Here is a 20842-nt window from a genome sequence, read left to right as displayed (position 1 = left end):
ATTACACCTCCCTCGGATTAGCCAGATAGCCGGTGGTATCGTCGCAAGGACGGCTATTGGCGTTAGGCTTAAGCACAATGTTAGGCTTGGTGTAGCGAGCCTGCGGCAACGGCGCCAGCTGAGCCAGCGTACCGTGTTGCCGGCGCAGATCCTCAATGGGACCGAAGTCGAGCGCCCGCAAGGGACAGGATTCGACACAGACCGGTTTCAGACCGACGGCCAAACGCTCCTGGCAGCCATCGCACTTGGTCATATGCCCTTTCGCCTCATTATACTGCGGCGCGCCGTAGGGACAGGCCATGGCGCAGTAGCGGCAGCCGATGCAGACATCCTCGTTAACCACCACCAGGCCGTCATCGCGCTTATGCATGGCCCCGCTCGGGCAGACCTTGACGCAGGCCGGATCCTCGCAATGATTACAGGCAATGGAGAGATAATAGCTAAAGACGTTCTGCTGCCAGCTGCCGTCCGCTTCCTGCCGCCATGTGCCGCCGGCATATTCATAAATGCGGCGAAAACTGACGTCCGGCGCCAGATTTTTATAGTCTTTGCAGGCCATTTCGCAGGTCTTGCAGCCGGTGCAACGACTTGAATCAATATAAAATCCATATTGTGTCGACATGGACTACTCCTTAAAGTCGGACAACTTCCACCAAATTGGTATGCGAAGGATTACCCTTGGCCAGCGGAGAAGGGCGCTGCGTGGTCAGCACGTTAATGCTGCCGGCATGGTCGATACGATTCCCGTCCGGCGCATACCAGGCGCCCTCGCCCAAACCCACTACCCCGGGCATCATGCGCGGCGTGACTCTGGCATTGATCCTCACCTCCCCCCGGTCGTTGAATATGCGGATAATGTCGCCGTCTTTGATCCCGCGCGCTTGCGCATCAAGGGGATTTATCCAGATTTCCTGCGGGTTCGCGGCCTTTAAAATAGCGATATTGCCGTAGGTTGAATGGGTGCGCGCCTTGTAGTGAAACCCGGTCAGCTGCAAGGGGTATTTTTTATTCAGCGCATCATCGTAGTTTTCAAAACCCGGGCTATAGACGGGCAGCGGGTTGATTTCATCGCCGGGTGACAGCTGCCAGGTAGCCGCCAGCGTTGCCAGCGCGGCGGAATAGATTTCAATTTTACCAGAGGGCGTGGTGAGCGGATTGGCCGCCGGATCGGCGCGAAAGGCTTTATAAGCCACGAAATGGCCGTCCGGATCGCGCTGCTTGAATATGCCCTGGGCCTGGAGCTGTTCAAATTCCGGCAGCGCCGGAACGGCCAGCCGCGACTGCTGATAAAGATAACGCAGCCACTCTTCCTGCGTGCGCCCTTCGGTAAACTGCTGCTCGACCCCCATGCGGCGGGCGATTTCGCTGGTCATATCGTAGATATTCTTGCATTCGAACCGCGGCTTGATAGCCTGGCTGGCAAAAATCACGTACCCCATATCACCGCTTGACGCGTCCAGACAAAAATCCATTTGCTCCGACGCCGTACAATCCGGCAGCACCAGATCGGCATATTGGGCCGACGAGGTCATATGGTTATCGATCACCACAATCATCTCGCATTTCTTGTCATCCTGCAGGATGTCATGGGTACGGTTGATGTCGGAGTGTTGATTGATCAGGCAGTTGCCGGCGTAATTCCAGATAAATTTAATCGGGACGTCAAGCTTGTCCTTGCCGCGTACCCCGTCGCGGGTCGCGGTCATCTCGGTGGCGCGCACGATGGCATCGGTCCATAAGAACATGGAAATACTGGTTTTTACCGGGTTTTCCAGCGTCGGCATACGGACAAAGGGGATTTCATAGGACCCTTCGCGGGCGCCGCTGTTGCCGCCGCTGATGCCGACGTTGCCGGTCAGGATGGCCAGCATTGCGATGGCGCGGGTGGTCGTCTCGCCGTTGGCGTGGCGCTGCGGCCCCCACCCCTGGCAGATATAGGCCGGCTTGGCGCTGCCGATTTCCCGTGCCAGCTGGATGATGCGCGCGGCGGGGATGCCGGTGATGGCGGCGCCCCAGGCCGGGGTCTTCGCCGTCCCGTCCTGGCCTTGGCCCAGGATATAAGCTTTATAATGGCCGTTGGCCGGCGCGCCGGCAGGCAGTGTTTTTTCGTCATAACCGACGCAGTATTTATCCAGGAAGGGCTGGTCCACCAGATTTTCGCTAATAAGCACATAAGCCAGCGCAGAAGCCAGCGCGGCGTCCGTGCCCGGCCGGATGGGCAGCCACTCGTCTTCGCGGCCGGCGGCGGTATCGGTATACCGGGGATCGATAACCACCATGCGGGTATTGGACTGTTCGCGCGCCTGCTCCAGCAAATAGGTCACCCCGCCGCCGCTCATACGGGTTTCACCGGGATTATTGCCGAACATCACCACCAGCTTGCTATTAACGATATCGGTCGGGCTGTTGCCTTCCGCCCAGCCGCCGTAGGTATAGTTCAATCCCGCCGCGATTTGCGCCGAACTGTAGTCGCCATAATGGTTCAGATAGCCGCCGCAGCAGTTCATCAGGCGGGCAATCAGCGTTTTCCCCGGCGGCCAGGAGCGGGTCATGGTGCCGCCGAGCGTGCCGGTGCCGTAATTCAGGTAAATGGCCTCGTTGCCATAATCCTTAATAATGCGCTTAAGGTTAGCGCTGATTAAACCGAACGCCTCGTCCCAGCTGATGCGTTTGAATTTGCCTTCACCACGTTGCCCTATCCGCAGCATCGGGTATTTCAGCCGATCGGGATTATAGACCCGGCGTCGCATCGACCGCCCGCGCAGGCAGGCGCGTACCTGGTGCAGATCCCCATACACGTCATTGCCGGTATTATCGGTTTCCACATATGTGATTTCGCCATCGGCCACATGCATGCGCAGCGGACAACGGCTGCCGCAGTTTACCGTACAGGCGCTCCAGACGATTTTTTCCGCGGCGGGGGACGGGGGTAGGGTTGCCGGATCTCCGTCGGCCCGGGCCTGGCGGCTGAACGGCAGCGCCACGCCGCCGGCGGCCAGCGCCAGTCCGCACACTGCGCTATCTTTCACCAGATTTCGCCGGGTTAGGGGGATATTTAGTAAAGTATTATTATTTTCGCTTTTCATGATAATTCACCCTGAAGATCTCAAATCCCTGTTTAACGATGACATCAATCCGGAACAGTCTCGCCACGCATAAAATGCCACCGAACACAGAAAGCGCGGCGGAAATTCATTGCGGCATAATCATCCTCGCAATGAGATTACCCTTAGGATAGACAGGGGTATTGTCCGGCATCAATAAAACCGATATATATAATTTTATATAACACTTTTTTAATTAATTAATACGTAAAATTCAATTAGTTATTTATTAAATCCCTCCTTGGATTTAAATAATATTTATTCATTAAAGAATTAAAATATGAGTTTGCGCACAGATTTTCGCCCTATTGACCGTACAACGGGGAGAATAAAGACGTTCTTTCTCCCCATGGCGAAAAATATCGCCGGCGCACCCGGCCCACCATAAGCGAAATAAAGAATAAAACGACCCGCCAGATTTTTAAAAAAACAAGTCCGTTATGGGTATAACGCTCTCCCCCTGGCGATAAAATATAAATACTAATCACTCGCATGTTATTTCGCATTACGAAGCACGACGGATGATCATCGCCGGTTGCCAACCGTTCTATACTGACTTATCACCTTGCGGCATACACCACAGGAGCGCCCTGATGAAACTTCTCGCGACAAGGCACGTGCGCACCCCCATGCTCGACCTGGCTTATGAGGAATATGGTCCGCGGGACGGCGCGGCGGTGATTTTACTGCATGGCTTTCCCTACGATCCGCGCGCCTATGATGACGTGGCGCCTGGGCTGGTCGCGCGGGGCTACCGGGTGATGGTGCCTTATCTGCGCGGCTACGGCCCCACCCGGTTTATCAACGACGGCGTCATGCGCTCGGGGCAGCAGGCCGCCCTGGCCCGTGATCTGCTGGATATGATGGACGCGCTGTCGCTGGAGAAGGCCGTCCTGGCGGGCTATGACTGGGGCGGGCGCGCGGCCTGTATCCTCGCCGCTCTTTGGCCCGCCAGGGTGACGGCCCTGGTCAGCGCGGGCGGTTACAATATCCAGGATATCGCCGCTTCAGCCGCGCCGCAGGATCCCGAGGCGGAGCACCGGTACTGGTACCAATATTATTTCCATACCCCGCGCGGCCGCGCCGGACTGACGGCCAACCGGGCGGCATTTTGCCGCCTGCTGTGGCGGTTATGGTCGCCTTCCTGGCATTTTACCGACGCCGCCTACGCGCGCACCGCCGCCTCATTCGACAACCCGGATTTTGTCGAGGTGGTGATCCATTCCTACCGCCACCGGTACGGCTATATGGCGGGAGATCCCCTACTGCAGCCGATCGAGGATCGGTTACAACGCCTGCCGGTTATCGCGGTGCCCACCATTTCGCTATGCGGTCTTGACGACGGCGTGGGCGCGGGTCTCGACACCGGCGCGCCGGGCGCCGCCGATCCCGATCGCGATAAATTTTCCGCCTATTATCAACGGCGCCTGTTAGCGGGCATCGGGCATAATATTCCCCAGGAAGCGCCGCAGGCCGTAGTGGACGCCATCGTGGATTTACTGAACCTGTAACGGCGCGGTTTATTGCATGACGGATACGGCATTAATTAAAATGATATATCGCCGGGAAGTTATACATTAATAAGGGTGACCGTAACCATCATAGCGATTTTTCACTGGTCTGGTTACCCTGTCATTCCACGCCGCGTGGCGTGATGGCGAGCGCGGTAAAACATAAATTTATCTGGTGCTTATTTGGCGACTGTTTATTTCCTTGTCTCATTTACGATTATAATTATTCAATTAATAACTTGGCAAATTATTGCTCCGGCTCCCGAAATATATTTCTAAATAATAGTAATGTTGGATAAAAGTATTATCCAGTCGCAATGACCGCCGAAAAAAATAACCGGATCCTCCGTTTATATCAGGAATTATTATGCCGAACCCAATAGCCTATGAGCTTGCCGTGATGACGCTGCCTTACCAGCAATGGCACCTTGACCGGCCAGACGCGTCCGCCGTCGTCGCGGCGCTGGAAGAGGGCAAAATTCTGTATTTACCCCGCTTGTCTTTTATATTAACCCCGCAAGAAGAGGCCTTGCTCGATCCCGTCCTGCTGGAGCCGGAACGCAAAAATATCAGCTATCGGCCCGATCGCGACCGGCTGGACGGCGTGGCGGCGCCGGAGCAGCGTCCGGCGGCGCGGCAACTGCTGCAGCGTTATTATCAGGACTGCCGCGCCCTGATGGCGTCATTGCTGCCGGCCTACCTTGACGCCTGCCACAGCCCGGCCGGTACCCTGCGGCTGCATCAGGTCACCGACTGGCGCGCCAGGGCCTCCTGGCGCAAGGATGATAGTCGCCTGCACGTGGACGCCTTTCCTTCACGACCCAACCGCGGCGAGCGCATACTGCGCGTTTTCACCAATATCAATCCTTATGGCATAAGCCGTACCTGGCGCATCGGCGAGCCCTTCCCCCCGCTGGCGCAGCGTTTTCTGCCGCGGCTCAGGCGCTATTCCCCTTTGGCAAGCTGGTGGCTAAACGCCGTTGGCATCACCCAAACACGCCGCAGCCGTTACGATCATCTGATGCTGCAATTGCATGACGCCATGAAAGCCGATACGGACTATCAGCGCGACGGCCCGCAGTTGGTGATGGCATTCCCGCCGGGCAGCACCTGGATCTGTTTTTCCGATCAAACGCCCCACGCGGCGATGGACGGACAATTCCTGCTTGAACAGACTTTTATGCTGCCGTTGTCCGCCATGCGCGATCCCAGGCGGGCACCGTTAAGCGTGTTGCAATCCCTCGTGCACGAATCCCTCATCTAGCCCGGGCGTCAGCGCCCGTCACATCTGCTGATTAAAAAGACTTTGCAAATTCACAGGTCTTTTACCATCATCAAGTAAAGCGCCCGTCTTTTTCTACAGCTGGAACTATCTTGCAAAACATCACAGTAGCGTTGCGGCACGCCATCGAGCGTACGGCGTGGTATCCCAAACGGCATTCCTATCGGGTGCTGTTCTGGCGAGAAATCACCCCGCTCGCGGTGCCGATCCTGTTCGAAAATATGTGCGTCTTGCTGATGGGGGTGTTGAGCACGTTCCTGGTCAGTTGGCTGGGCAAGGAAGCCATGGCCGGCGTGGGCCTGGCCGACAGTTTTAACATGGTGATCATCGCGTTTTTCGCCGCCGTGGATCTGGGCACCACGGTGGTGGTGGCGTTCAGCCTGGGGAAACTCAATCCCCAGCGGGCACGCGCCGCCACCAGGCAATCGCTGGCGCTGATGACGGTGATCGCCGTGCTGCTGGCGCTGGGTATCGAATTCTACGGCCAGGCGATTATCGATGTGATCGCCGGCAGCGCCGCGCCGCAGGTGAAAGCCCTGGCGTTAAGCTACCTGAAAATCACCGCCTGGAGCTATCCGGCCGCCGCCATCGCGCTTATCGGCAGCGGCGCGCTGCGCGGCGCGGGCAATACCAAGATCCCGATGCTTATCAACGGCGGGATGAATATCCTCAATATTATTATCAGCACTATCCTGATTTACGGCGTGTTTTCATGGCCGGGACTAGGGTTTATCGGCGCCGGCCTGGGACTGACCATCACCCGCTATATCGGCGCGGCGGCGGTAATTTACGTACTGATGATCGGGTTTAACCCGGCGCTGAAAATTTCGCTGAAGAGCTATTTTTACCGGCTGGACACCAGCATCCTGAAGGAAGTGCTGGGCATCGGTATTCCCGCCAGTATTGAATCAGTGCTGTTTAACGGCGGCAAGCTGCTGACCCAGGTGTTCGTGGCGGGTATGGGCACCGATGTGATTGCCGGCAATTTCATCGCTTTTTCCATCGCTTCCCTGATCAATTTGCCCGGCAATGCGTTGGGGTCCGCCGCGACCATTATTGTCGGCACGCGTTTGGGAAAACGCCAGCGTGGCCAGGCGGAACGCCAGTTGAAGCATATCTTCTGGCTGTCCACCCTGGGATTATCGCTGATCGCCTTCCTCTCGGTGCCGTTCGCCGGTCTGCTGGCCGCGTTTTATACCCGCGAGGAGGATGTTATCCACGTGGTGAAAATACTGGTCTGGCTTAACGCCGCGTTTATGCCGTTCTGGGCCGCGTCATGGGTCTTGCCTGCGGGGCTGAAGGGCGCGCGCGACGCGCGTTTCACCATGTGGATATCCATGCTTGGCATGTGGGGATGCCGCATCGTGGCGGGATATACGCTTGGGATCGTGCTGGGTTTCGGCGTGGTGGGCATTTGGCTGGGAATGTTCCTGGACTGGATTGTGCGCGGCCTGTTTTTCTACTGGCGCCTGGCCAGCGGCCGCTGGCTGAAAAAATACCCTAAACTCCGCTCGACCTCCTGACGCGCGCCCGGTGGGGTTTGCGCCGGGAAAATACTATCCCGGCGCCCCTAGGGCAATGCCGGGATAAGCCCTGGATGCGGATTAATACAGCCCCAGCACCCGCCACCAGGTCAGGCCCACGCCCATAAAAATAATCTGGTTGATCACGCTGACCACAAAACCGGTGCGCCACCAGACACGGGTCGGCACATAGCCGGCGCCAAACAGGATGGGACCGCGCGCATGGGTATACTGGGTTAGGGAACAATACAGGCTGCTGGTAAACGCCAGCATAAAGGCCATGGGCAGCACCGGAATGCCGAGCGTCATGCCGACGGCCAGGAATACCGCGTACAGCGCCGCAATCTGCGCGTTGCCGCTGGCGAAAAAATAATGCGTATAAAGATAGGCGGCGTTCAGCAGCAGCAGTACCCAGACCCAGCTGGTCCCGGCCATAAGGTGGCCGATATTGGTGCCGATCAGATCGCCGAACCAAGTGGTGAACCCCAGATTTTTCAGCTGGTTGGCCATCATCAGCAGCGCGGCGAACCACACCAGCGTATCCCAGGCGCCCTTCTCGCTTTTAATCTCTTCCCAGGTCAGGACACCGGTCAACAGCAAAAAGGACAGGCCGACAAAGGACGCGGTGGTGGGGTCGATGCCAAGCCAGGTGCCAAAAATCCACAGCACCAGCAGCAGCAGCACCGTTGCCAGCATTAACCATTCGCCCTTGCCCAGCGGCCCCATTTTTTCCAGCTCGGCGGCGGCGAATACCGGCGCGTCCGGGGTTTTTTTGATCTCCGGGCGAACCAGATAATAAATGCAGGGCGGGACGATAAGCAGCGACACCACGCAGGGCAGCAGCGCGGCCATAAACCAGCCGAACCAGGTGATATGGATGCCGGCGTTGGCCGCCAGTTTGACCGCCAGCAGATTGCCGGTATACGCGGTCATAAACAGCGCCGAGGTAATATCGTTGACATTGCCGATGCACACGATAAGGAAGGTGCCGATCTTGCTGCGCGAGGCATCGTCCGGGTGCGAATTAAAACTGCGCGCCAGGGAATCGGCGATGGGATAGATCACCCCGCCGCAGCGCGCGGTGTTGCTGGGCATGGCCGGCGCCAGCAGCAGGTCGGCAAACGCCAGCCCGTAGGCCAGGCCGAGGGTGCGCTTGCCCAACAGGCGAATCAGCATCAACGCCACGCGCCGCCCAAGCCCGGTCTTGATAAACCCGCGCGCAATCATGAACGCGACCACGATAAGCCAGATAAGCGAACTGTTCAGCTCGCTGAGGGCCGTCACGATGGCGCCGCTGGCGGTTTTATCACCCGCCGCATACGTCAGGGCAAAAATAGTGATGCTGATAATGCCAATCGCGCCGATGGGCAGGACGTTAGCGACGATGGCGACGATGGTGGCGACAAAAATCACCGCGGAATGCCAGGCGGCCGCGCTGAGGCCGGTTGGCGGCGTAAGCGGCCACAGCGCCAGCGCGATGGCGACAATCACCACCAGGGGCAGCCAGCTCAGGCCATAAGACGTTTTTATCTTCACCGGAACTCTTCCTATATTTGCGTTAGGTTGACGAGAGTGAAATCAATTTTAAAAAATGATTTCATTGTGAATAATTCTTATTTGAACGGAACACGACCCACCCTTAAATCGTTCATTGAACAGGGTAGAAAATGTTATTGATAAAATGCGTCAATCCGGTTTATTAAATTGTTTCCTGAATACTGCCGTGGCCGGATCATGCTGAGGCCTTTCAGGACGTTGCCAAACATAGTAATGCAATCTTATTTTAATTAAAAAGAGAAAAAAACGGCGCGCAGGTTAGGTTGATCTATATCAACCCTTTTTGGGTGATGCGCCTGATTTTGCCTATCCTCAGGGAAATTTCATTTTTTATTGTAACAATGTTTAACGCATTATTTCCCGTCCATGGCATTTATCCGCCGGCCATGGCGCCAATCGCGTTATCCCCGCGGACGCCGTCAGGCGAAAATCCGGTTGAAAGGTCAGGACCGACTCGCCACAATGGCTATAGCAACCGCGGGAAACCGTCCCAATCACATTAAGGTCGTCACAGTGCCGTCGTCTTCTTTCCAGGGTTTTACGCCCACCGGGCTGGAATTTCTGCAACAGGTGGTCAAGGAAAACAGCAAGGAGTGGTTCGAGTCTCATCGCGGGGAGTATCAGCGTCATCTGCTGGCCCCGTTTCGCGCCCTGGTGGAGGATCTTGCCCCGGCGATGCTGGCCATCGACGACAAGGTCGAAACGCGCCCGGCGGTGGGCAAAACGCTGTCGCGCATGTATCGCGATACCCGGTTTTCCCGCGATAAATCGCTGTTTCGCAATCGGATGTGGCTGACCTTTAAACGCCATTCAAAGGAATGGACCGACGCGCCGGTGTTTTTTTTCGAAATCACCCCCGATTTTTTTCATTATGGCCTGGGCTATTACTCCGCCAGCAAAGCCACCATGGACCGTTTTCGCCACCTGATGCTGCGCCAGCCGGAAGAGTTTGCCCGCGCCGCCGCCTGCGCGCGCGCGCCGTTTGCGCTGGCCGGCGAAAGCTATAAACGCCCGCTTATCAAAGACCAGGATCCGGCGCTGGCGAGCTGGTACAATCGCAAATCCTTTGCCGTGATGACGACGGATAATAATATCGCCTCCCTGTTTTCACCGGCGCTGGCTGCGCGGCTGATGCGGGATTTTACCCGCCTGCAGCCGCTGTACGCGCTGCTGATGCGCGTGGAAACCCTCAAACAGGTGCCGCTGGAAGATCTCTGAACCGCCGCGCACGGAAGATAACTGGCGCCTGTCACCGGGTTAAATCATCACATTAAAGGGAAGGTCTCATGTCATCCTCCGCCGCCGCCAGACTGATTCCCTTTCTGTTGGTATTGGGTTCCATATTGTCGCTCAGCATCGGTTCCTCGCTTGCCAAGGCGCTGCTGTTTCCCCTGATCGGCGCCACCGGCACCACCGCGCTCAGGACGGGGTTTTCCGCCATCGTCCTGATGTTGCTGTGGCGTCCCTGGCGGGCGTCAATCACCTTGCGCGAATATCAATCCATCGCCCTTTACGGCCTGACGCTTGGGATGATGAACCTGTGCTTTTATCTCGCCCTCGAAAGCATCCCGTTCGGCCTGGCGGTGGCGATTGAATTTGTCGGCCCCCTGGCCGTTACCGTACTGTATTCCCGCAAACTCAGCGATTTTATTTGGATAGCCCTGGCCGTTACCGGCGTTCTGCTGCTGTTGCCGCTGCGCGGCAACGACAGCGGGCTGCCGCTGTCCGGCGTGCTGTTTGCGCTGGCCGCCGCGTTATGCTGGGCGCTGTATATTGTGTTCGGCAAGACCGTCAGCCACCTGCACTCGGGCCAAACCGTGGCCGTCGGCCTGGTGTTCGCCTCGATGGTCACCTTGCCGGTGGGCATGATGGATGCCGGCGCCATCCTTACCCGTCCCGACCTGCTGGCCATGGGGCTGCTTATCGCCCTGCTCTCCAGTTCTCTGCCGATGACGCTGGAAATGGCCGCTTTAAAGCGGCTGCCGCATAAGGCCTTCGGTATCCTGGTCAGCATGGAGCCGGCCGTCGCGGCGCTGGTGGCCTTTGTCATGCTGTCGGAAACCCTGACGCCGACCCAGATTATCGCCGTCGTATTTTCCATTACGGCGGGCATGGGCAGCGCCATCACCGCGCGCGGCAGCGTCGAAACCGTGGTGACCTAGGCTTAATTTGCGCGTATCAAGGACGTCGGCTACTCTTTTCTGCGGACAATAACCCAGGGAGAGGCGATGATGGATTTTTCAGGCTGGCGCTGGTTGAACGAGCCGGATCAATGGGCCCTGAACGGGTCGGTGCTGCGGGTGGCGACCAACGGCAAGACGGATTTCTGGCAACGGACCTGGTACGGATTCCAGCGTCATTCCGGCCATGTGTTCGGCTGCGATATGCGCGCGGATTTCACATTGCAGGCGCGCGTGCGCGGCGATTATCGCCGGTTATACGATCAGGCCGGCCTGATGGTGCTTAAGGACCATAGGCATTGGCTGAAAGCGGGGATCGAATATACCGACGACCAGCCGATGATGGGCAGCGTGCTGACCGCGCCGGACTCCGACTGGTCAAGCATGCCGTTCGCGGGCGACGCCGGCTGTTTTTGGCTGCGTCTGACGCTCGCCGACGGCTGCGTGCGGCTGCAATATTCCGCCGACGGGAAATACTGGCCGCTGCTGCGCCTTTGCCCGTTTCCGTCCGCGCCGCCCTGGTTCGCCGGCGTGATGTGCTGCACGCCGGAACGCGCGGGGCTGACAGTCGCCTTCGACGATATCCGCCTCGGCAAGCCGCAGGCGAAAGACCTGCACGATTTGACATAACCCGCACCGCCCTCCCCGCCGGCCCAACCCCGCGCGGAAAACCCTTTCACTGCAATGCGGACCCTGCTCTCCAGGGAGCTGACCGTATCCGGCTTAGCGCCATACTGTTGCACGGTAACCTACAGCGTCCCCCCATCCGGTAACGCCGGCGCACCGTTGGGATTTTTTCAGCCCTATACCGCACATCGCCATCACACCCGCCAGCCGCTGTCCGTTGCCGGTAATGCCTGAACTTACCCTAGACGGGCGCGATAATTCTGAAGGATTTGTGAGAATAATCGCAGATATCACATTCTGTCGTTTTCACGACCGTGGATAGTGATCTGGCGACATGTATTGCCGGAAAAACAGCATATGATTGGGCCAGAAATAATAATCGTGGTTGATCCGTTTGGAAATACAGCCAATAGCCCTATTTTTACCGATCTGCTCGTCAATACGATGCTTAAAAGGAGATTTGCATGTTAAACGCTCGTCCCAGCGGCCCTATTTGCTTCACACTTCAGGTCTTTCCGGTATTTTTCCATGACAGTCTCTCTTCTCCTGGCGGGATAAGACCGGCGGCGATAGGGATCAGGCCCCTGCCACGGGGAGGCCGGTTATGCTAGCGGTCGAACTTATCATTGTCTTACTGGCTATTTTCCTCGGCGCCCGCCTGGGCGGTATCGGCATCGGCTTTGCCGGCGGCCTCGGCGTGCTGGTCCTGGCGATGATCGGGGTTAAACCCGGCAGCATCCCGTTCGACGTCATCTCCATCATCATGGCGGTTATCGCCGCCATCGCCGCCATGCAGGTCGCCGGCGGCATGGATTACCTGGTACAGCAAACGGAAAAAATACTGCGTAAAAACCCCCGGCACATTACGCTGCTGGCGCCGGTGGTGACCTATTTCCTGACCCTGTTTGCCGGCACCGGCAATATTTCGCTTTCCGCCCTGCCGGTGATTGCGGAAGTGGCCAAGGAACAGGGCATTAAACCCTGCCGTCCCCTCTCCACCGCGGTGGTCTCCGCGCAAATCGCCATTACCGCCTCGCCGATATCCGCGGCGGTGGTGTATATGTCGTCCGTGATGGAAAGCCATGGCGTGAGCTATATCCACCTGTTGTCGGTGGTCATTCCCTCCACCTTTTGCGGCGTGGTGCTGATGTCGCTGCTGGTCGGGAGACTGTTTAACGCCAGGCTGTCCGATGACCCGGTTTATCTGAAACGGCTTGAGGACGGCCTGGTCGCCCTGCGCGGCAACCAGGTGACGCAGATCAAGCCGCGGGCGAAAATATCGGTGCTGCTGTTCCTTGCCGGCGTGCTGGGCGTCGTCGCCTACGCCATTATCAACAGTCCCGGCCTCGGCCTGGTGGCAACCCCGGTCATGACCACCACCAGCGCCATCCTTATCATTATGCTCAGCGTCGCCACCCTGATTACCCTCACCTGCGCCGTCGCCACCGAAGCGGTGATCAATTCCAGCACCTTTAAGGCGGGAATGAGCGCCTGTATCTGTATCCTGGGCGTGGCCTGGCTGGGCGATACGTTTGTCCAGGCCAATTTGGATTGGATCAAAACGACGGCGGGCGGCGTTATCCAGGGCCATCCCTGGCTGCTGGCGGTGATTTTCTTTTTCTGCTCCGCACTACTGTATTCGCAGGCCGCCACCGCCAAGGCGCTGATGCCGATGGCGCTGGCGCTGAACGTCTCGCCCCTGACCGTGGTGGCGTCGTTTGCCGCTGTCTCGGGGCTGTTTATCCTGCCGACCTATCCTACCCTGGTGGCGGCGGTACAGATGGACGATACCGGCACCACCCGTATTGGCCGGTTTGTCTTTAACCATCCGTTCTTTATTCCCGGCACCCTGGGCGTCACCTTCTCGGTGGTGTTCGGTTTCCTGCTCGGCAGCCTTATTCTTTAACCCCCCCGGCCCCGGCATGGGGCCGCTTTCCCTTTCCTGCTGATGAGTGCACGCCATGGCGGCGGTTTTGGCTAAAAATGTGATCGCCGCTGAAAAATGACCATTTATTACTTGTATGGTAGTTGGTTCAGAACTATTTTTCCTGTTGCATTCCCTCCGGCATGACCTCCCCCTACTGAAAGGTGAAAACATGGCGACTCAGACAGAAACGCTCAGCGAAAAAGACTCACGGTCGTTGATACGCCGCGTTGCCAGCGCGTCGGCCATCGGCACGGCGGCGGAATATTATGATTTTTTTGCCTACGGCACCGCCGCGGTGCTGTTTTTCGGTCATCTGTTTTTTCCCAGCAACGACCCGCTGGTCAGCACCCTGGCGGCCTTCGCCACCTATGCGGTGGGCTTTTTGGCGCGCCCCGTCGGCGGCATCGTCTTCGGCCATATCGGCGATAAAGTCGGGCGCAAGAAAGCGCTGGTGATCACCATTTTGATCGTCGGTCTCGGTACGTTTTGCATCGGCCTGCTGCCCACCTATGAGAAAATCGGCGTTTGGGCGCCGGTGCTGCTGATCCTAATCCGTATATTGCAGGGGTTCGGCGTCGGCGGCGAACAGGCGGGAGCGGTGCTGATGACCGCCGAGTATTCACAGCCCGCCCGGCGCGGCTTTTTTGCCAGCTGGGTGCAAATCGGCGCGCCGCTGGGCTTTTTATTGCCGCTGGCGTTGTTTGCCGCGCTGAACGCCGCCCTGTCCCCCGAGCAGATGATGAGCTTCGGCTGGCGCATTCCGTTCCTGCTCAGCCTGCTGCTGGTGGTGGTGGGGCTGTTTATCCGCCTGCGTATCGACGAGTCGCCGGTGTTCGCTAAAATCCGCGCCACCAAAGCCGTGGAGTCGCGTCCGGTCATGGAAGTGATCCGCGACTTTCCCGGCATCGTCGTCAAGGGGGTGTGCGCGAAGCTGATTGAAGCCTGCGTCTTCGCCATGTTTACCGTGATTGTGCTGGCCTACGTCAAGGCCAATAATCTCAGTACCAACCTGCTGATGGAAACCATGATTATCGCCGTGGCGCTGGAGATCCCCGCCATCCCGCTAATGGGGCATCTGTCGGATCGCCTGGGGCGCAAACCCGTTTATATGGCGGGCGCGCTGCTGCAGGTGATTATGATCGTGCCGTTTTTCCTGGCCATTAACCAGGACAGTTTCTGGCTGACGCAGTTGGTGATGATACTGGTGCTGACCCTTGGGCATAGCATGTGCTACGCGCCGCAGGCGTCTTTTTTCCCCGAACTGTTCCCAACCCATATCCGCTGCAGCGGCATCGCCCTTATTTGGCAAATCGGCTCGTTGATCGGCAGCGGCGTGCTCGGCCTGGTGGCGGTAAAAATATTGCAGGTCACCGGCGGGCATTATTACGGTCTGGCGATGTATGTCACGGTGCTGGGGGTGGCGTCGGTAATAGGCCTGGCGCTGATGCCGGAGACGGCGCCGCTGCGGCGCAAGCAAGAATACCAGGACTGGACCAGGCATTAAGCGGGGGGCCCGCGTTAGCACGTGCGTGTTGTAGCACGGCGTTGGCGGGCATAGCGCCCCGGCGAATGAGGGATAGGGCGAGATAAACGTAAAAATGTGATCAATGTAGCAAAAATACCTTAACGTAACTTGTATGGTAGTATGCATTGATTAGTGGTCAACCTGTTTGTTGCTAAGGGTCATATTGATGAAAATTGTAAAAGCGGAAGTCTTTGTCACCTGCCCCGGCAGAAATTTTGTGACGTTGAAAATCACCACCGACGACGGCCTCACGGGGCTGGGCGACGCCACGCTTAATGGCCGCGAACTGCCGGTAGCCTCCTATCTTAAGGACCATGTCTGTCCGCAGTTGATCGGCCGCGACGCCCATCAAATCGAGGATATCTGGCAATTCTTTTATAAAGGCGCCTACTGGCGGCGCGGGCCGGTGACCATGTCCGCCATTTCCGCCGTGGATATGGCGCTGTGGGACATTAAGGCCAAGGCCGCGAATATGCCGCTATACCAGCTGTTGGGCGGCGCGTCGCGTACCGGCGTCATGGTGTACTGCCATACCACCGGCCATACTATAGACGAAGTGCTGGACGATTACGCCAAACATCAGGAAATGGGCTTCAAGGCCATTCGCGTGCAGTGCGGCGTGCCCGGCATGAAAACCACCTACGGCATGGCCAAGGGCAAAGGCCTGGCCTACGAGCCGGCCACCAAGGGCAGCTGGCCGGAAGAGCAGCTGTGGTCGACGGAAAAATACCTCGATTTTACCCCGCAGCTGTTCGCGGCGGTGCGTGAGAAATTCGGCTTTAATGAACACCTGCTGCACGATATGCACCATCGCCTGACGCCCATCGAAGCCGCCCGCTTCGGTAAAAGCGTCGAGCCCTACCGCCTGTTCTGGATGGAAGATCCTACGCCGGCGGAGAACCAGTCCAGTTTCCGCCTGATCCGCCAGCACACCGTGACGCCGATTGCGGTGGGCGAAGTCTTCAACAGTATCTGGGATTGTAAACAGCTTATCGAAGAGCAGCTGATCGACTATATCCGCACCACCATTACCCATGCGGGCGGCATTACCGGCATGCGCCGGATTGCGGATTTCGCCTCGCTTTACCAGGTGCGCACCGGCTCGCACGGCCCATCCGACCTTTCGCCGGTCTGCATGGCGGCGGCGCTGCATTTTGACCTGTGGGTGCCTAACTTCGGCGTGCAGGAATATATGGGGTATAGCGAACAGATGCTGGAAGTGTTCCCGCATAACTGGACGTTTGACGACGGTTATATGCATCCGGGCGACAAGCCGGGGCTGGGCATCGAATTCGATGAAAAACTGGCGGCGAAATACCCCTATGAACCGGCCCATTTACCGGTGGCGCGTCTGGAAGACGGCACCTTGTGGAACTGGTAACAGGAGAAGCGGCGATGAACAGCGTAGTTATCGAACAACCCGGCAAATTGGCGATCCAGCAGCGCGCGATCCCGCAACCCGCCGCCGGTGAAGTGCGCGTGCGGGTAAAATATGCCGGCATCTGCGGCTCCGATGTGCACATTTACCATGGACACAACCCTTTCGCCAAATATCCCCGGGTTATCGGCCATGAGTTTTTCGGCGAAATCGACGCGGTGGGCGCGGGCGTGGACGCGGGCCGTATCGGCGAACGGGTGGCGGTCGATCCGGTCGTCAGCTGCGGCCATTGCTATCCCTGCTCGGTGGGACGGCCGAATGTGTGTACCGAACTGTCGGTTATCGGCGTGCACCGCGACGGCGGCTTTAGCGAATACGCCTGCGCGCCGGCTGAAAATGCCTACGTCATCCCGGCGGAAATACCGGACCAGGTGGCCAGCATGGTGGAGCCGTTTACCATCGCCGCCAATATTACCGCCTTTTTGCAGCCCACGCCGCGCGACGTGGCGCTGGTGTATGGCGCCGGACCGATGGGCCTGACCGCTGTACAGGTGCTGAAAGGGGTGTATGGTGTCAGCCGGGTAATCGTCGCCGACCGCATCGCGGAACGTCTTGAGATGGCGCTGGACAGCGGCGCCGACCAGGTGATCAACAATACCGGCCTGTCCTTGCAGGACGCGCTGGCGCAACAGGGCATCCGGCCGACGCTGGTGATTGATGCCGCCTGCCACCCCGCCATCCTGCAGGAGGCGGTCAATCTCGCCTCGCCGGCGGCGCGCATCGGCCTGCTGGGATTTTCCGGCGAGGCGAGCAGCGTGACGCAGCAGAGCATCACCAGTAAGGAAATCTCTATTTTCACCTCGCGCCTGAACAGCCACCGTTTTCCCCAGGTTATCGAGTGGATGGTGCAGGGCAAGATCGATGTGGCCAAATTGATTACCCATTATATGGACGCAGCGGAAGTGGAAGCCGCATTGACGATATTCGAGAAAGATCAGCGCCATTGCTGCAAGGTCATCTTGAAATTCTGATGTGGTGATCCAGGCGATGGCCCCCGGCCATCGCCGCGCTGTTCCTTTTTCATTTCAACACCGAGCCTATGATTATGATGACATTATCAGCAACAAGTCCCGTGGCCGAGGGCGTCAGCACGCCGAAATACGATCGCGACCGCATCAAGACACGTATCGTCCATCTCGGATTCGGCGCGTTCCATCGCGCGCACCAAGGGGTATACGCCGACCGGCTGGCGGCGGAGCATGGCAGCGACTGGGGCTATTGCGAGGTGAACCTGATTGGCGGCGAGAAGCAGATCGCCGATATCCAGCGCCAGGATCTGCTGTATTCGGTTTCGGAAATGGCCGACACGGGCTGGAGCTGCCGCGTGGTGGGCACGGTAAAACGCGCCATGCACCAAAGCGTGGACGGCATCCAGGCCATACTTGACGCCATGGCGCATCCGGACATCGCCATCGTCTCCATTACCGTCACCGAGAAAGGTTACTGCCACCACCCCGCCAGCGGCAAGCTCAACCAGCAGCATCCGCTTATCCAGCATGACCTTGCCCACCCGGATGAGCCGCAGTCGGTGGCCGGCGTGATCGTCGCCGCGCTCAAGCTGCGCCGGCAGCGCGGCTTACCGGCGTTTAGCGTCATGTCGTGCGACAACATGCCGGAGAACGGCCATGTCACGCGCAATGTGGTGCTTGAACTGGCCGCGCTGGAGGATGACGGCCTTGCCCGCTGGATTGAGGGCAACGCCACCTTTCCGTCCACCATGGTAGATCGCATCGTGCCGGCGGTAACGGATGAAACCCTGGCGAAAATACAACAGCTGCTGGGCGTCAACGACCCGGCCGGCGTGGCCTGCGAGCCTTTTTGCCAGTGGGTTATCGAGGATAATTTTGTCCAGGGCCGCCCCGCCTGGGAAAAGGTCGGCGCGGAGCTGGTCAAGGATGTCCTGCCCTACGAGGAAATGAAGCTGCGCATGCTTAACGGCAGCCACTCCTTCCTGGCTTACCTGGGCTACCTGGCCGGTTACCAGCACATCAGCGACTGCATGCAGGATCCGCACTACGTCGCGGCGGCCAGGAAGCTGATGATAAACGAGCAGGCGCCGACGCTGCGCACCGTGGATGTGGATCTCGCGGCCTACGCCGATTCCCTAATAGCGCGCTACCGTAATACCGCCCTGAAACACCGCACCTGGCAGATCGCCATGGACGGCACGCAAAAACTGCCGCAGCGCTGGCTGGATGCGATTCGCTGGCATTTGCGCCAGGGCGACAGCTTTGACTACCTGGCGCTGGGCGTTGCCGGCTGGATGCGGTTTGTCGGCGGCGTCGACGAGCAGGGCCAGCCCATCGAGGTCAGCGATCCGCTGCTTGACCAGCTACAAGGCCTGGTAGCGCAAAGCGAACAAGGCGCGGAACGGGTGCATGCCCTGCTCTCCCTGCAGGCGGTATTCGGCGATGATTTACCCGCCAACCCGCGGTTTATCGCACGGGTGCAGCAGGCCTATCAAACGCTGCTGACCCACGGCGCCCGCGAAACCGTGGCGCAGTGGCCCACGGCGGGCTGACCGGCCCAAGTTTTCTGCCGGCAACGCCGGCCGGGGCGTTGCGCCCCGGCCGTTATCGCGCCTGAACGCGCGCGGCTATCCCGCGGCGGATAACATCGCACCGGCACGCCAACCCGCGCGGGCGGGTTCGCGGCTTATTACGTATCGTCGTTGACACAATATTTATTTCTGTTCTGCCTATAGTGAGAGTCCCCGTTTTTTGCATAACCCAAAACGTCCCAGGCAGTCACCGCAGTCCCCGAAGTTAAGTTTGACCCTGCAATATAATAAAAATCATCGTGAGGAAAATTCAGAATGCACCATCAAGACAGCGATACCACCGCCCCCGGCGGTCATCACTCCCCCTCCGGGCAGCAACCCGATAACGGCGGCGGTTTTCGCCGGTTCCTGCCGAAGGCGCATCCGATATCCTGGTGGATGCTGGTCATTACCACCCTGGCCATCCTGATGAACTCCATCGACCGGATCATCTTGCCCACGCTGCTGCCGGCTATCATGAAGGATTTCAATCTTAGCGAAATGCAGGCCGGCTGGCTCAATTCCCTGAGTTTTATCGGCACGCTGCTGGGCGCGGTGATTTTCGGGATATTTTCCGATTATATCGGCACCGGCTACAAACGCTGCTATAGCTGGACCGTGGCGGTATTGTTCGAAGTGGTCGCCGGCGTCGCCACCGCCTTTTGCAAAACCCTCGGCGCCTTCCAGTTCCTGCGGGTGATGATGGGCATGGGCACCGGCGGCTCCGAGCCCATCAACGTCGCCCTGCTCGGTGAGTGGTGGCACAAGGAAAACCGCGGGTTCGCCATCGGCGTGCATCATACCGGCTTCCCGCTCGGGCAGTTTATCGGGCCGGCGCTGATTGCGCTGATCCTGGCCTTCGGCACCTGGCGGCAGGCCTTCCTGTTTATCCCGCTGATTGGCCTGAGCATCGTCGTGCTGCAGTTTTTTGTCGGCACGCGGAAAAACCAGGATAAGGTCTATACCTGGATCAAAGACAATAACCTGACGGTGCCGATTGAGGACCACCGGCAAAGCCGGCCCAGCAACCTCAGGCATACCCTGAAGGAATCCTTTTCCTGCCTGAAGAACCGCAACTGCCTGCTGGCCATAGCCCTGATTTTCGGTTTTACCTGGGCGGAGATGGGCATCGCCAATTTCCTTACACTGCAGCTGACGCGTGAGGTGGGGCTGGACCTCTCCACCGCGGCGATTATTTCCGGCGCCTCCGGCATTACCGGCTGGATTGGGCAAATTTTGTGGGGCGGTTATTCCGATATCAAAGGCCGCAGGATTTCACTGTGCGTCATTATCCTGGGATGGATCCTGGCGGCGGCGCTGTGCATGTTTATTACCTCCGCCACCGTCGGCTGGATCATCCTGATTTTCTGGGGGCTGTTTCGCAATTCCCCCTATCCGGTGGCCTACGCGCTGCTGATCGATTCGGCGCCCCAGGCGGCGGCCTCGAGTATGGGTTTGATGATCGGCCTGGCGGTGGGCATCGCGGGCATCCTGGTGGCGCCGACGGCCGGATGGATTATCCATCACTTTGGCTTCGACGTGCATTATATGGTGATCGTCGGCGTGCTGGCCCTCTCCTGTATCCCGCTGTTCCTGATCAAAGAAACGGTCAACGTGAGGAAAATGTGA

15 protein-coding genes are annotated in these 20842 nt (G+C 58.4%); 12 read left to right on the top strand and 3 right to left on the bottom strand.

Going from position 1 to position 20842, the window contains the following annotated elements; all coding sequences use genetic code 11:
* Position 1: 1 nt before the first annotated feature.
* Both ACL2XQ_RS11915 and dmsA read right to left on the bottom strand, forming a co-directional pair.
* Positions 2–622: a DMSO/selenate family reductase complex B subunit gene (locus ACL2XQ_RS11915; protein WP_413723023.1), complete on the bottom strand. Its 621-nt coding sequence runs from the start codon at positions 620–622 to the stop codon at positions 2–4.
* 10 nt (positions 623–632) lie between these two features.
* Entirely contained in the window at positions 633–3086 is a 2454-nt protein-coding gene (gene dmsA / locus ACL2XQ_RS11910) for a dimethylsulfoxide reductase subunit A (RefSeq protein ID WP_413740394.1), read from the bottom strand.
* A 611-nt stretch (positions 3087–3697) separates the two neighbouring features.
* Here dmsA and ACL2XQ_RS11905 point away from each other — a divergent pair.
* The 3 genes from ACL2XQ_RS11905 (at position 3698) to ACL2XQ_RS11895 (ending at position 7420) form a co-directional block, all read left to right on the top strand.
* Entirely contained in the window at positions 3698–4615 is a 918-nt protein-coding gene (locus ACL2XQ_RS11905) for an alpha/beta fold hydrolase (protein WP_413740393.1), read from the top strand.
* 367 nt (positions 4616–4982) lie between these two features.
* The gene (locus ACL2XQ_RS11900) at positions 4983–5879 is read left to right on the top strand and encodes a Kdo hydroxylase family protein (RefSeq protein ID WP_413740392.1); all 897 of its coding nucleotides are present in this window, start codon (positions 4983–4985) and stop codon (positions 5877–5879) included.
* 110 nt (positions 5880–5989) lie between these two features.
* Complete coding sequence (locus ACL2XQ_RS11895) at positions 5990–7420, top strand: EmmdR/YeeO family multidrug/toxin efflux MATE transporter (protein WP_410014713.1); 1431 nt, start codon at positions 5990–5992, stop codon at positions 7418–7420.
* 81 nt (positions 7421–7501) lie between these two features.
* Here the strand turns inward: ACL2XQ_RS11895 and ACL2XQ_RS11890 are convergent, their stop codons facing one another.
* Positions 7502–8956, bottom strand: a complete 1455-nt coding sequence (locus tag ACL2XQ_RS11890; protein WP_410014712.1) for a DASS family sodium-coupled anion symporter — start codon at positions 8954–8956, stop codon at positions 7502–7504.
* Positions 8957–9439: 483 nt separating this feature from the next.
* Here ACL2XQ_RS11890 and ACL2XQ_RS11885 point away from each other — a divergent pair, with 483 nt between their 5' ends.
* The 9 genes from ACL2XQ_RS11885 to ACL2XQ_RS11845 all read left to right on the top strand — a co-directional run bounded on the left by ACL2XQ_RS11885 (position 9440) and on the right by ACL2XQ_RS11845 (position 20842).
* Positions 9440–10195 carry a DUF2461 domain-containing protein gene (locus ACL2XQ_RS11885; protein WP_413740391.1) on the top strand — a complete coding sequence of 252 codons (756 nt, stop codon included), beginning with the start codon at positions 9440–9442 and terminating at the stop codon, positions 10193–10195.
* Positions 10196–10263: 68 nt separating this feature from the next.
* Positions 10264–11139 (top strand): EamA family transporter, encoded by an 876-nt coding sequence (locus ACL2XQ_RS11880; RefSeq protein ID WP_410014710.1) that lies wholly within the window; start codon positions 10264–10266, stop codon positions 11137–11139.
* Positions 11140–11205: 66 nt separating this feature from the next.
* Positions 11206–11787 (top strand): DUF1349 domain-containing protein, encoded by a 582-nt coding sequence (locus ACL2XQ_RS11875; protein ID WP_413740390.1) that lies wholly within the window; start codon positions 11206–11208, stop codon positions 11785–11787.
* Positions 11788–12388: 601 nt separating this feature from the next.
* Positions 12389–13690: an anaerobic C4-dicarboxylate transporter gene (locus tag ACL2XQ_RS11870; RefSeq protein WP_413723027.1), complete on the top strand. Its 1302-nt coding sequence runs from the start codon at positions 12389–12391 to the stop codon at positions 13688–13690.
* 190 nt (positions 13691–13880) lie between these two features.
* The gene (locus ACL2XQ_RS11865; protein WP_413740389.1) at positions 13881–15215 is read left to right on the top strand and encodes an MFS transporter; all 1335 of its coding nucleotides are present in this window, start codon (positions 13881–13883) and stop codon (positions 15213–15215) included.
* A 187-nt stretch (positions 15216–15402) separates the two neighbouring features.
* Positions 15403–16617, top strand: coding sequence for a D-mannonate dehydratase ManD (manD, locus tag ACL2XQ_RS11860; RefSeq protein ID WP_331123072.1), 1215 nt, complete (start codon positions 15403–15405; stop codon positions 16615–16617).
* A gap of 14 nt (positions 16618–16631) precedes the next feature.
* Positions 16632–17645 carry a Zn-dependent oxidoreductase gene (locus ACL2XQ_RS11855; RefSeq protein ID WP_410014707.1) on the top strand — a complete coding sequence of 338 codons (1014 nt, stop codon included), beginning with the start codon at positions 16632–16634 and terminating at the stop codon, positions 17643–17645.
* 77 nt (positions 17646–17722) lie between these two features.
* A complete protein-coding gene (locus ACL2XQ_RS11850) occupies positions 17723–19195 on the top strand; it encodes a mannitol dehydrogenase family protein (RefSeq protein ID WP_413733205.1) in 1473 nt (490 codons plus the stop codon).
* A 294-nt stretch (positions 19196–19489) separates the two neighbouring features.
* The gene (locus ACL2XQ_RS11845; protein ID WP_413728191.1) at positions 19490–20842 is read left to right on the top strand and encodes an MFS transporter; all 1353 of its coding nucleotides are present in this window, start codon (positions 19490–19492) and stop codon (positions 20840–20842) included.

Origin of the sequence: Sodalis sp. RH14, from assembly GCF_047324285.1 — a bacterium.
GTDB lineage: Bacteria > Pseudomonadota > Gammaproteobacteria > Enterobacterales > Enterobacteriaceae > Acerihabitans.
This window is presented reverse-complemented; position numbering and strand designations above follow the sequence as displayed.